The sequence below is a fragment of the Corynebacterium sp. BD556 genome, from assembly GCF_038452275.1.
GTDB lineage: Bacteria > Actinomycetota > Actinomycetes > Mycobacteriales > Mycobacteriaceae > Corynebacterium > Corynebacterium mayonis.
Genome location: NZ_CP141643.1, coordinates 1,360,128 through 1,372,412 on the forward strand (window position 1 = coordinate 1,360,128; position 12,285 = coordinate 1,372,412).

A 12,285-nucleotide genomic window follows, 5' to 3' on the forward strand; every position below is an offset into this window, starting at 1 on the left:
GCACTTTAACGGGTCAGTCGGCGGTGGGTCACACGCGTTGGCTTCGCAGCCTCCTCGCCGAGGCGCTCCACCTTGTTGTGCTCATAGTCACCGAAGTTGCCTTCGAACCAGAACCACGCGCCCTCCTCCACGTTGCCTTCCCAGGCGAGGATGTGGGTGCAGGTGCGGTCCAAAAACCAGCGGTCGTGCGAAATGACCACCGCGCAGCCCGGGAATTGCTGCAAGGCGTTTTCCAGGGAACCCAAAGTCTCAACATCTAGGTCGTTGGTCGGCTCATCGAGCAGAATCAGGTTTCCGCCCTGTTTCAGTGTCAGCGCCAAGTTCAGGCGGTTGCGCTCACCACCAGACAAAACCTTTGAAGGTTTCTGCTGGTCAGCACCTTTGAAACCGAAGGCCGACAGGTAGGCACGAGATGGCATCTCGTTTTGGCCGACGTGGATGTAGTCCAAGCCGTCGGAGACAACCTCCCACACCGTTTTCTCCGGGTCGATGTTTTCGCGGCCCTGGTCAACGTAGCTGAGCTGGACCGTCTCGCCGATGTCGACCGAGCCTGAATCCGGCTGTTCCAACCCAACGATCGTCTTAAACAGGGTCGATTTGCCTACACCGTTGGGGCCGATGACGCCGACGATGCCGTTGCGGGGCAGCGTAAACGACAAGTCTTTGATCAAGACACGGCCGTCGAATCCCTTGGTGAGCTGGTTTACCTCGACAACCTTGTTTCCCAACCGCGGCGGTGTCGGGATCTGAATTTCCTCGAAGTCGAGCTTGCGGTACTGCTCCGCCTCGGCAGCCATCTCCTCGTAGCGCTCCAAACGGGCCTTATTTTTAGCCTGCCGCGCCTTCGGGGAGGAGCGGACCCACTCCAACTCATTCTTCAGCCGCTTCTGCAGCTTCTGGTCCTTCTTGCCGGCGACCTCCAAACGCTCCGACTTCTTCTCCAGGTAGGTGGAGTAGTTGCCCTCGTAAGGGTAAAGCTTGCCGCGGTCGACCTCGCAGATCCACTCGGCGACGTTGTCCAGGAAGTACCGGTCGTGGGTGATGGCCAAAACGGCACCCTTGTAGTCCTGGAGGTGGCGCTCCAGCCACAGGACGGACTCGGCGTCTAGGTGGTTCGTGGGCTCGTCGAGAAGCAACAGGTCCGGCTCCTGCAAAAGCAGCTTGGCTAAGGCGACGCGGCGACGCTCACCGCCGGAAAGGTGGGTGACGGGCTCGTCGGCGGGAGGGCAACGCAAAGCGTCCAACGCCTGCTCAATTTTGGAGTCAACCTCCCAAGCGTCAGCGGCGTCGAGCGCCTCCTGGAGCTTGCCCATCTCCTCCATGAGCTCATCGGAGTAGTTGGTGGCCATCTCCTCAGCGATCTGCTCGAAACGCTGCTTCTTTTCAAAGATATCCCCCAGGCCCTCCTCTACGTTTTCGCGGACGGTCTTTTCCTCGTTCAGCGGTGGTTCCTGCAAAAGGATGCCGACGGAGGCACCCGGGTCCAAAAAGGCCTCGCCGTTGTTCGGCTGGTCAATGCCGGCCATGATCTTCAAAAGCGAAGACTTGCCCGCACCGTTGGGGCCAACGACACCAATCTTGGCGCCGGGATAAAAGGCCATGGTGACGTTGTCCAAAATGACTTTGTCACCGATGGCCCTGCGAACGTTTTTCATCGTGTAGATGAACTCAGCCACGTGTTAATCCCCTTCAAGTCGAAAGAATTCTCCACTCAGGGTACATCACCAGCACGCGGCGAGTTCTGCTAGAACGGGGCTGCGTCGCCGTCGTCTGCGGGCGCGGCAAGCAGATCCTCTGCTGTTTTCGCCTCCATCTTCTCCTGGCCCTCCAACGTGTTGCCGGAAACGTTGGTGCGCACCGATGAAACCTGGAAGTTGCTCAACTCGAAACCGATACGGCTGGCCTTGAGCTTCGTTTTGTATTGCGTTTCCTCCTTAGAATTGCCCAAGTGGTCAAAGACCTCCTTCTGCCAGCTTTCAGAGACGAACAAGCCGGTGACAAGAACCGGGAAACCTTTCCGCAGGGAAACGGCGGCGTTGACGGCGAGCTGGCCCCAACATTCCACGGTGACGTAAAGAACGTCGGTGTCGTTCCAAACCGGGTTGCCTTGGGCGTCGGTTTCCTCTGTGCGGTAGCGGCGGGAGGTGGCGACGCGGAGTTTGCACAGCTTCGCGCCGCTTTCTTCAAACTTTTGAAATTCCGGGTTGGCGGTCAGGTTTCCGCTGATAGTGACTGGCATTTGGCTCATGGTTTCCCCCTTTTTTGATGACGAGCACCTGAGCCGCGGTTTCGGCCCAGTGCGCCCCAGTGTCACGCATGGGCCACCGACAGGGAAGGCACAGAAGAAAAAGCCTGTGGAAAAGCCCGGAAATTGTCCACATGCCGAAAATTCTTCGGGTTTTACTTGCCCTGGTTGCTCATCTTGGAGTATTGGGCGAGCATCTCGTTATAGCGGTGCCACTCCTCGTCGTCGTTTTCCGCGGCGCGGCGATCAACCTCGCGGGTTTCCTCCCGGTCCTCAACCAGCCACGCCCAAAACAGCACGCCAAAGACGATGACGAGTGGGAAGGATCCGGAGGCCCAGGCGATCCCGCCGCCGACCTTTTGATCGGCGAGCAAATCCGGCTGCCACGGCAGCATGAGCGAGCGGTAAAACTCCTCCCCCATGACCACGTTGAGCTGCATCAGGTACACGCCCATGAACAGGTGGATGGGCATGGACACCCACAGCCACGCCAGGCGGGCCCGCGCGGATACCCGGCCCTCGATATGGTCCGGGCCGATCAGTTCCCAGAAGTAGAAGTACCCAGACACTAGGAAGACGGCGTTCATAATGACGTGCCCGGCGTGCTCGGAGATCATCAGGTTGTAGAGCGGAATGGAGACGTACATGACGTAGAAGATGAACACGAATTGCACCACAGAGACCGGCGGGAAAGTGATGATTTTAAGGAAGCGGGAGCGCTCGAAGCTTTCGACCCACAGGCGGGCATTAAACTCCCCTTCCGGATACGCACTTTTGATTAGGGTCAGCGGCGCGCCAAGGACGAGGGCGACCGGCACTGCCATGGAGAGGATCATGTGCACCACCATGTGCGCGGTAAAAGAGGCCGGCATGTGCAGCCCGATACCGGAGGACAGCGTAATTACTGTGATTGCATTGCCGGTAAGCCACCACGCGGTGCGGCCCACCGGCCAGTTTTTCACGCGGCGCACTAACCACAAGTAGTACACCGCAAATAGTACGGCAATTGCGCTAAACAGAAGCTCCGGGCGCCACATCCCCAGCCAATTCCACGTGGTCAAAGGCTCGTTAAGCTCGTATCCCATCTTCAGCTGCATCTCTGACAGGTTCGGATCGCGTGGAGGCGGCGGCGGGGTGCGCCCGAGAGTGACCGCCAACCCAGTGACTGAAGCCATGACGAAAACCTCGACGAGCGCGAGACGCACAAACCCGGTTTCGGTGCGCCGCAGTTGCGGGATGGTAATTTGGCGGTGCGCGAAACCGAACAGCCCGAGCACTGCCAGTCCAACTGCCTTGAGGATGAGCACGCGACCGTAGCTGTAGGTGGTGAGATCTTCTGGGTGCACGCGGATCGCCGCGTTGACCAGACCGGAAACTAGCATGACGGCGAAGGCGAACAGCGCGATGCGTGAGTAGCGCTCAACCGCGTTAGCAAGGTTGGGGCCGAGCCTGCGGCCGTGGGCGACCAGCGCCATGAGGGCACCGACCCACAGCAGCATAAACACGAGGTGCCACAGGTAGGAGTTTGTGCCGAAGTCGTGGTCGCCGCCGGCCGCGGAGTGACCCGTCAGCCCCAGTGGCATGATCGACAACACCGAGCCAAAAAACAGCGCCACCTGCGACCACCAGGAGTGACTAATCAAGGCCGCCACCCCCACCACGAAGGAGATCGCGCCGACGATGAGCCAAACGCGGGCGTCGGAAACCTGCGCCAGGGCAATCTCCCAGGACGCTGGTTGCAGTACGACGGAGGCAAAGGGGGTGCCGGAGACGTCGGAAAGCACGAGCGGAATCATACAAAGAGAGATCACAGCAACGCTTATCGACGCCCATCCGCCCGCACGCGCCGCCAGGTGAGCGTCGACAGTCAAACGCGCGCCGTTTAAATCCGCGCTGCTTTGCTTCGGCGGGATGAGAAACGCGGAGAACAGGAAAGACCCGGCAGCGAGCGCCACGAGCATCCAGGCGGCGCCACGCAACGCGGGCAGGCCGAAGGTAGTGATGGCACCCGGGTCGGGGATGCCGAGCACGGCGAGCGATTCGGTGAGAAACTTCTGCGCCACACCACCGGCGACAAGTGCTCCCACCACCACAGCAGAGAGGTAGAAAGGCCAGGCCACACGCACCGATAATTTCTCCGACATGGGCTTAACCATACTTTCGGTGGAGCCGGGAACCCAACTGCTACACTAAGCGCGCTGCCTCCGTAGCTCAGTGGATTAGAGCATCCGGTTTCTACCCGGCTGGTCGCGGGTTCGAATCCTGCCGGGGGCGCCATTGTCATCGGTGGCGACATAGTTGACAGATCAGTCGCGACATGGTGGACAAACCGGTGTCTCGGTTTTTGCTTTTCCGGGGGCGCCGGTTTTGAGTTTTTGAGGTCCGGGACGGGGCCCTTCATGGTTTTCGCAGGGCGTAAGGCCCTTGCGGGATGCGCCACAAATTTCACGACTCACCACTTCCCAGACTGCCTGGGGAAGGTCTCAGGCGAGCGACGTGGGTGCTGTGATCTCCGCACCGTCGGCCTCGCCTTTTACCTCGGTCTGACCGCGGGGTCGGTAACTGTCACCGCACCCCTTCGCCGCTCTTGGGCCGGGTTGGCCTTGTCAACCATGTCGCAACTGGGCTGTCAACCATCACCCCATGATGTTTCCCCCTATTGAAGTGTCAATGATGGCGCGGTTGATCTGGCAACCGTCACAACTTTAGTCCCAGGCACGCGGTGTCAACTATGTCGTGACTTCAGACGGAAAGATGCACGAGGTGTAACCCTGCGCTATGTTTTCCATTGTGGAAAACAAGCAAGCTCTTGAGGCGCTGCAGGCCGTGCGCGACGTGGAATCACGGGCGGCCGCGACACCTTCAACATGGCCAATGACGGTGGCCGCTAGCGCCCTGCTGGGGCTCATGGTGTTCTGCGCGAAGCAGGAGCTGTGGTGGTGGGCGTTCGGGTTCTTCGTCGCCGCCATTGCAGCCCCAGTCGCCGCCGACCGCCGCAGGCGCGGGGTGCGCCTGGCCATGAAGCAGCAGGTGCGACCCGACGAGTGGCTGCAGCGCGGTGCCTTCTTGCCGTCCATGTTCGTCCCTGCATTGATAATTTTCACCCCCACCGGAAACGTCTGGGTCTCGGGCGCGGTCGCAGCGGCCACCGCGGTGGGCGCGATGGTTTTCTCGTACCGGGAGCTGCGTCGTCCATGAGCCTCGACCCCGTCATCCACCCCATCAACCAACTGACCATTTGCGTCGCACTCAACGCCGCCGACGCCACCGAGGGCGAGGCGCGCTACGAGATGAAGTTCGCGCGCCTGCGCGAGCTCACCGAGCTTTCCGACGCCGCCTTGTCCAAACAGTTGGGGGCCCTCGAGCAGGCCGGCTATGTCACCCGCTTCCGCGAGTACGGCTCAACCCGCGCCAAGGACACCGTCTGGGTCACGCTGACTACCCGGGGCAAGCAGGCCCTGGAGGAGCACGTGGCGGCGCTGCGCGAGATCGCCCAGAGGTAGGCGCGCCCCGCTCGGCCGATGTGCGTTTCGCCGGGCAAAACCCCAGGACACGCAGCACATCCGTCAAGTGCGCCCGCACAATCGATGCCCTCCACCTTGCACGCATATCGAATTGCGATATTATCGATTCACGACAATATCGAATATCGATAGGAGCACCCCCATGACCGCACGAACCCGCAACGACTTCGCTCAGTCCCTGACCGCCATCTTCGTCGGCACCGTCATCTGGTGCGTCCCGGAGATCATCCACATGGCCCGCACCGGTTCCTTCATCACCCGCCTCTCCCCCGCCCTGCCTCAGGGCCTGCTCGCCAGCGAGCTCTCCGGCGGCGCCGCAACCTTCCTCACCGTCGCGATCACCCTGAAGTTCGCCGCCCTCGCAGTCATGGCGGCGTTCATCGCCAAGGCTCTGGTCCCCATGGCGACGGGCCGCGTCTTCACCGCCGCGAACGCGCGGGCCCTCACCATCGCCAGCTGGGGGGTCGGTGCATGGATCCTCATTCGCCTCGGCGTAGAGGGACTGGCGAACAACATGGCGGCGCGCGAGCTGGGAGTGGAGCACTGGTGGAACACGGGCTCCGGGACTCCCCTGTCCGACATCGCCCCGGCGTTCGCGCTGATGATCACCCTGGGCGTCCTGGTGAGCGTCGTGAAGCGTGGCGCGAAGCTGGAGGAGGAGGTCGACGGGCTTGTCTAGCGAACCCCGCGTGGTCTGCCACCTGGACCGCCTCATCGAGGAACGCGGCATCACGGGCGCCGCGCTCGCCGAGCAGGTGGGTATTACCCCGGTCAACCTGTCCGTGCTGCGCAACAACCGCGCGAAAGCAGTGCGCTTCACGACGCTCGTGGCGCTGTGCCGGGCCCTCGACTGCCAACCCGGCGACCTGTTCACCGTCGAGCCCGGCGAGACCGCCGAGCCTGCACAGCCCGACTAGTACGCTGGGGTACATGAGTTTTCCCTCCCCCAACATCGACACCTACGCGTTGATCACCGGCGCGTCCCAGGGCATCGGCGAGGCGATCGCCCGCGACCTCGCTTCCGCAGGCCACAACCTTATTGTCGTGGCCCGACGTGAAGAAATCCTGGTTCGCCTGGCTGAGGAACTCAGCTCACGCCACGGCGTCAACGTCGAAGTGTTCGCCGCAGACCTATCCAAACAGCGAGATGTCAGCGCGCTTGTCGAACACATCAACACCCGCAATATCTCCATCTGCATCAACTCCGCCGGCATAGCCTCTTTCGGCCCTTTCATGAAACAGGACTGGCAGTACGAAACCGACCAATTTAACCTCAACGCCACCGCGGTCTTTCGCATCACCAAGGCGGTGCTGGACCAGATGGTTCCGCGCGGGGAGGGCGCACTGTGCAACGTCGGCTCCGCCGCCGGCAACATCCCGATCCCGAACAACGCCACATACGTGTTCACCAAAGCTGGCGTGAACACCTTCACCGAGGCGCTGCACTACGAGTTGAAGGACTCCGGGGTACACGTCACACTGCTCGCCCCTGGCCCCGTGCGCGAAACCGTCGTGCCCGAGGAGGAACAGACCATCGTGGACAAAGTCGTGCCGGATTTCCTCTGGACCACCTACGAGTCCTGCTCGCGCGACACCCTCAACGCTTTACGACGCAACCGCCGCCGCGTCGTCCCCGGCCCCCTGTCTAAAACCATGGACTTCGTCTCCACCTACGGCCCGCGCGGACTCATCGCCCCGATTGTGGGCAAGTTCTACGCACAGATGGGACAGGAGTAGAGATGATGGCAGGCAAAACCGACCGCATCGTCTGGGTTGACTTGGAAATGACGGGCCTCGAACCCGAACGCCACGTCATCGTTGAGGTTGCGGCGCTGGTCACCGACGCCGCGCTCAACATCCTCGACGAAGGCATCGACGTCGTCGTCCACGCAACCGATGAGCAGTTGGCCCAGATGGACGATTTCGTCACCAACATGCACTCCGAAAACGGCCTATTAGAAGACATCAAGGCCTCCACCACCAGCATCGAGGAGGCCGAAGCGGCAGTCATCGAGCTGATCGCGAAGCACTGCGACCCGAAGTACCCCGCCCCCCTGGCCGGAAACTCCATCGCCACCGACCGCTCCTTCATTCGCGCACACATGCCGAAGCTGGACGCCGCCCTTCATTACCGCATGATCGACGTCTCCACCATCAAGGAACTGACCCGCCGCTGGTTCCCCAAGGCCTATTTCAACCAGCCCGAAAAGGGCCTGCAGCACCGAGCCCTTGCAGACATCGTCGATTCCATTCGGGAGCTCGACTACTATCGCCGCAGCGTCTTCGTCGCCGAACCCGGCCCGGACGCCGCGGAAGCCGCCCGCTTCGCCCACGCCGCCACCGATTCCTACCAGCGGTTTTTGTAAAAACGTGACCTCATACTAAGGTGTTACCCGCTGCCTTTTTCGGCAGCGATGGTGGCTGTAGTTCAGCTGGTAGAGCACCAGGTTGTGATCCTGGGTGTCGCGGGTTCGAGCCCCGTCAGCCACCCCAAAGCACACGGCCCTGCGCATGCAGGGCCGTGTGCTTTATCAACCGCCAATTAGTGCGTAGTGATATCGATGGAGGCCACGGCTGCGTCGGCAAGCGCAACCTCTTTCTCCCCGGCGCGCACCAGCCTCATACCAGCAAAGCGTGTGCCAGTCATCGTCACAGACACACCCGGCCGAATACCCATCTCCGCGAGGTAGCGCAAAAGCTCCGAATCTGAATCGTGGATGCGCTCCACGGTGCCACTGGCGCCTTGTGCAAGGGAAGCCAAGCTTTGCACCTGCAAAACGTCCACCTCCCCTTTCTCGTTCGGGATGGGGTCACCATGAGGATCGCGAGTGGGGTGGCCCAACAGGGCGTCGATACGCGCAATGAACGTGTCGGACACGGCGTGCTCAAGATTATCCGCCTCCTCATGCACCTCATCCCACCTGTAGCCGAGCATCTCCACCAGGTACGTCTCCAGCAGACGGTGGCGCCGCGCCATCACCATCGCGATCGCGCGGCCAGCCTCCGTCAACGAAATGTCCCCATAAGGCTCGTGGTTGACCAAACCCTTCTCAGCGAGGCGCTTGATGCCCTCCGTGGTCGTCGACGGGCGCTGCCCCATCCGCTCGGCAATCTCCCCCATCGCGGCGGACATGCCGCTGCGTTCGGTGAGATCGAAGATGATCTTCAAATAGTCCTGGGTTTTCGCAGGCAGAGAGGAGACATCCATAACCCCGATACTAGGCGAGTCGGCGCGCCGCCAAGGACAGTGCGTAAACGACACCCGCCCACACGGCAATCATGCCGCCGGAAGAAAGCCCCCACGCCTGCGAGGACAACAACCCAACCACACCGATGGCAATGCCGACGACAGGCGCCGCCCAAATAAGCACCACCGGGGAACGAACCCAGGGACGCAGAATTGCCGGCGGGGCCGCGAGCAGCGCAATAGAGACAATGGTGCCAACAGCCGGAATCGCCACAACAATGCCGAGGCAGATCAAGGCGAGAACGCACACGTCGTAAAGCATGCGCGAGCGACCCTGCGCCACGAAAAGGCTTTCTGAAAAGCCGAGCGCAACTAACTGCGGGCCCGCCCACAACTGGGCAACCACCGCGAGGGCGAAAACAATTCCCGCCGCGGTGACATCCGACGTATTCGCCGTAAGCACCGAGCCAGTCAAAAACGACTCGACCCGCACCGGCAACGGCTTAAACCAGGTGGCGGCGAAATACCCCAAACCGAAACCGGCCGACAACACAATGCCCGCAGACGACTGGCTGGTCATGCCAGGCAGCCTGCTAAGGCCCGCCATGGCCGCCGCCAACGCTGCACAACCCACGAGCGCGCCGACGAACAAAAACTCCGTGATGTAGTGGGGAGCCACGGCAGCGCCGATGACCACGCCAATGACCGCACCGGGAAAGGTGGCGTGGGAGACTGCCTCCGCGAAAAAGATTCGGCGGTGAATCAGCGCATACGCTCCAATAATCCCCGTGGCCGCACCAACAAGGACCACCTCCCACACCGCAAGATAATTGAGATGCCACCAAGTCACGATCGCTTCACCGCCCCGAAGGCCGCGGCGAGAAGAAACGCCCCCAACAACACCACGATCACACACGCCTGCGGGGAGACCGGGCGCGACAGCGGCTGGGTAACCACCCACATTCCCACCAACGCGCTGGCAACGGAAATACCGACAGCACACAGAGCCATCGACTGCGGCGAATTGCACAGCAGCCGCGCCCCCGCAGCCGGAATAATGAGAAAGCCGACCACCAACAACACCCCTACCGCCGCGGCACCTGCCACAACAGCCGCGGCAATCGCCGCGTTGAAAACCGCGTCCTGGAAGGCCGGACGAACACCCGCCGCGCGGGCACCGTTGCGGTCAAAGGAAATTGCCACCTGAGCTGGCCAAAACGCCGCAATGAGCACCACCGCAATGAGGCAGGCGACGACACCTTGCACCAAACGCTGCGTGGACAGCTCCAAAAGACGACCAAACATGAGGGCCTCAAGTTGCCCGGACTTGTCCGAGTACGCGAGGGAAACCACGACGCCAACCGAGTAGAACGTCGAGAGGGTCAGTGCGGTTCCCGCCTCGTCCGCCTCCCCAGCACGCTTGCCGGCGAGGGTGAGAACCGCCGCTGCAACAGCTCCTGCCACAGCCCCACCCGGAATGATCCCGTCCAAGCCGGCGACGATGAACCCAATCACGATTCCGGGAAAAACCGCGTGCGACAGCGCCTCAGTGGCGAACTCGCCACGGCGCAGGTTGATTAGTGTTCCGGCAAGCCCGGAACTTAACGACAGCGCAAGCAGCATGATAAGCGGACGTAAAACCCACGGGGCGAGGCTCAACTTTTTACCCTCCCGCCGGCGATTGTGAAGGTCGTGTCGCACACCGCATCCGACAATTCAAGATCGTGAGTGGACAACATCACCGCGACTTTGTTGCGCTTTTGCTGTTCCAGCACGTCAATCAGCGCTTTCCTATTCGCGGTGTCCAAGCCGTTGAAAGGCTCATCGAGGACCAACACGGGTGGATCGGCAACTATTGCTCGCGCCACAAGCACACGTTGGCGCTGGCCGCCACTTAAATCCGAAAAGCGGCAACGCTCCCGGGGAGCAAGCCCCACGAGCTCCAAGGCCTCAAGGCAACGACGCTTCCCGGCGGCTCCGATACGCCCGAAGGGTTTAAGCTGCGGCACCAACCCGAGGCCGACGACTTCAGCAGCCGTGATTGGAAAATCCGGGGTGGTGTCTGCCTGCTGTGGGACGTAGCCGACCTGCCCACCCACCCGCACGTTTCCGGCGATGACGTCGGACAGCCCTACGGTGGCTTTGAGCACGGTGGACTTACCGGAACCGTTGGAACCTAACAATCCGATTGCTTGCCCGGGGTTGACCTTCAACGTCACGCCTTCCAGGACTACGGCGCGGCCGTATCCCAAGCTGGCCTCGTCGAACGTCACCGTCATCTACAGGGCCTCCTGCGGTTGCGCGAAAGCAAGCGCTGGGGGCAGGGGCGCGGTTTCCCCGCCCCAGGCACGAACAAGGTTGGTCACGTTGTGGACGATGGAACCGATGTAGGTTGCTCCGTCGGTACCTTCAGGGCCGAGCGAGTCACCGTAGAGAGCGTCGCCACCTGTCACGGCGCGCACTCCCGCGGCGCGAGCGACAGCTTCAATGGACTTGGCGTTGTTGGAGTTTTCGCCGAAGATCACCTTGGCGTTCGCCTCAATGACTTGCTCTGCGCCAAGTTTGATGTGCGCGGCGGTGGCATCCTGCTGGGCGTTGAAATCGGAAAGCGCCGAGCCGACGAAGTCAATGTCGTAGTCGCGGGAGAAGTAGCCGAAGGCATCATGGGAGGTAAACAGGACGCGATTTTCGCGTGCAACGCTTTCGACGCTGGCGCTGACCCACTCATCTAGTTCGTCGAGCTGGGAAAGATAGTCGGTGGCGCGCTCGCTCCACTCGGTGGTCTCGGCTGCCTTGTCGAGGGCTGCGGCGATGTTTCTCACTTGAATCATGGCGCCGCGGGGGCTTGTCCATACATGGGGGTCGAAGGCAAACTCCGCTTCCTCGCCAGGCTCCGGGTCGAAAGGCCACGGGGCGATGTCGACTGACTCTAAGCCTTCATCGACGTCGAAGTCCCACTCGGGAGCGGCCCCTTCGTATCCGCTGGTCACGGTCATCGTGCCGCTGAACCCGGAGGAGGCGATGGCTTGATCCATGAAGCGTTCAAGGTCGACGCCGTTGATCAGCAAAACGTCGGCGCTGTTGAGTGCGTTCATCTGCTCGTTGGTCATCTCGTGTTCGTGCGCCGAGGCGTTCGGGGTAAGCAGGCAGGTCAGGTCGAGTTCTTCGTCCGGATCTAGATTCTTCACGTAGTCACAGATCTGTGTAGTTGTTGCTACGACGTTGAGCTTGTCTTCGCCTTCTGCGGTCGTGGTGCAGGAGGTCAGGGCAAGGGATGCCGCGAGAGCCACGAGAATGCGCTTGAGAGCCATAGGAGTCCTTTCGCTAGT

Annotated in this window: 14 protein-coding genes and 2 tRNA genes; 8 read left to right on the plus strand and 8 right to left on the minus strand. The window is 61.5% G+C overall.

Translation table 11 applies throughout. The annotated features are described in order from the left end of the window. Positions 1-5 precede the first annotated feature (5 nt). From ettA to VLL26_RS06370, 3 genes are all read right to left on the minus strand, one after another. Positions 6-1,676 (minus strand): energy-dependent translational throttle protein EttA, encoded by a 1,671-nt coding sequence (ettA, locus tag VLL26_RS06360; RefSeq protein ID WP_342318299.1) that lies wholly within the window; start codon positions 1,674-1,676, stop codon positions 6-8. A 68-nt stretch (positions 1,677-1,744) separates the two neighbouring features. Next, positions 1,745-2,248, minus strand: coding sequence for a single-stranded DNA-binding protein (locus VLL26_RS06365; protein ID WP_342318300.1), 504 nt, complete (start codon positions 2,246-2,248; stop codon positions 1,745-1,747). Between the two features lie 152 nt (positions 2,249-2,400). Continuing rightward, complete coding sequence (locus VLL26_RS06370) at positions 2,401-4,389, minus strand: cytochrome c oxidase assembly protein (RefSeq protein WP_342318301.1); 1,989 nt, start codon at positions 4,387-4,389, stop codon at positions 2,401-2,403. Between the two features lie 56 nt (positions 4,390-4,445). Between VLL26_RS06370 and VLL26_RS06375 the strand changes: the two genes are divergently transcribed. The 8 genes from VLL26_RS06375 (at position 4,446) to VLL26_RS06410 (ending at position 8,262) form a co-directional block, all read left to right on the plus strand. Then, positions 4,446-4,522 (plus strand) — tRNA-Arg (locus VLL26_RS06375). Between the two features lie 501 nt (positions 4,523-5,023). Further along, positions 5,024-5,443, plus strand: a complete 420-nt coding sequence (locus VLL26_RS06380; protein ID WP_342318302.1) for a hypothetical protein — start codon at positions 5,024-5,026, stop codon at positions 5,441-5,443. After that, entirely contained in the window at positions 5,440-5,748 is a 309-nt protein-coding gene (locus tag VLL26_RS06385) for a transcriptional regulator (RefSeq protein ID WP_342318303.1), read from the plus strand. The genes VLL26_RS06380 and VLL26_RS06385 overlap by 4 nt, the downstream gene beginning before the upstream one ends. Before the next feature lie 112 nt (positions 5,749-5,860). Next, positions 5,861-6,448 carry a hypothetical protein gene (locus VLL26_RS06390; RefSeq protein WP_342318304.1) on the plus strand — a complete coding sequence of 196 codons (588 nt, stop codon included), beginning with the start codon at positions 5,861-5,863 and terminating at the stop codon, positions 6,446-6,448. A gap of 10 nt (positions 6,449-6,458) precedes the next feature. Beyond that, positions 6,459-6,686, plus strand: a complete 228-nt coding sequence (locus tag VLL26_RS06395) for a helix-turn-helix domain-containing protein (RefSeq protein WP_342320165.1) — start codon at positions 6,459-6,461, stop codon at positions 6,684-6,686. 13 nt (positions 6,687-6,699) lie between these two features. After that, the gene (cmrA, locus tag VLL26_RS06400; protein ID WP_342318305.1) at positions 6,700-7,506 is read left to right on the plus strand and encodes a mycolate reductase; all 807 of its coding nucleotides are present in this window, start codon (positions 6,700-6,702) and stop codon (positions 7,504-7,506) included. A 2-nt stretch (positions 7,507-7,508) separates the two neighbouring features. Next, entirely contained in the window at positions 7,509-8,135 is a 627-nt protein-coding gene (orn, locus tag VLL26_RS06405) for an oligoribonuclease (RefSeq protein WP_342318306.1), read from the plus strand. A 51-nt stretch (positions 8,136-8,186) separates the two neighbouring features. After that, positions 8,187-8,262 (plus strand) — tRNA-His (locus VLL26_RS06410). Positions 8,263-8,311: 49 nt separating this feature from the next. Here the strand turns inward: VLL26_RS06410 and VLL26_RS06415 are convergent. The 5 genes from VLL26_RS06415 to VLL26_RS06435 are packed head-to-tail and all read right to left on the minus strand — an operon-like array spanning position 8,312 to position 12,267. After that, positions 8,312-8,977 carry a metal-dependent transcriptional regulator gene (locus VLL26_RS06415; protein ID WP_342318307.1) on the minus strand — a complete coding sequence of 222 codons (666 nt, stop codon included), beginning with the start codon at positions 8,975-8,977 and terminating at the stop codon, positions 8,312-8,314. Positions 8,978-8,987: 10 nt separating this feature from the next. Beyond that, on the minus strand, positions 8,988-9,806 hold the full coding sequence (locus tag VLL26_RS06420) for a metal ABC transporter permease (protein ID WP_342318308.1): 819 nt from the start codon (positions 9,804-9,806) through the stop codon (positions 8,988-8,990). Beyond that, positions 9,803-10,615, minus strand: a complete 813-nt coding sequence (locus VLL26_RS06425; RefSeq protein WP_342318309.1) for a metal ABC transporter permease — start codon at positions 10,613-10,615, stop codon at positions 9,803-9,805. The genes VLL26_RS06420 and VLL26_RS06425 overlap by 4 nt, the downstream gene beginning before the upstream one ends. Beyond that, on the minus strand, positions 10,612-11,235 hold the full coding sequence (locus tag VLL26_RS06430; protein WP_342318310.1) for a metal ABC transporter ATP-binding protein: 624 nt from the start codon (positions 11,233-11,235) through the stop codon (positions 10,612-10,614). The genes VLL26_RS06425 and VLL26_RS06430 overlap by 4 nt, the downstream gene beginning before the upstream one ends. Beyond that, positions 11,236-12,267, minus strand: a complete 1,032-nt coding sequence (locus VLL26_RS06435; RefSeq protein WP_342318311.1) for a metal ABC transporter substrate-binding protein — start codon at positions 12,265-12,267, stop codon at positions 11,236-11,238. Between the last annotated feature and the right edge of the window lie 18 nt (positions 12,268-12,285).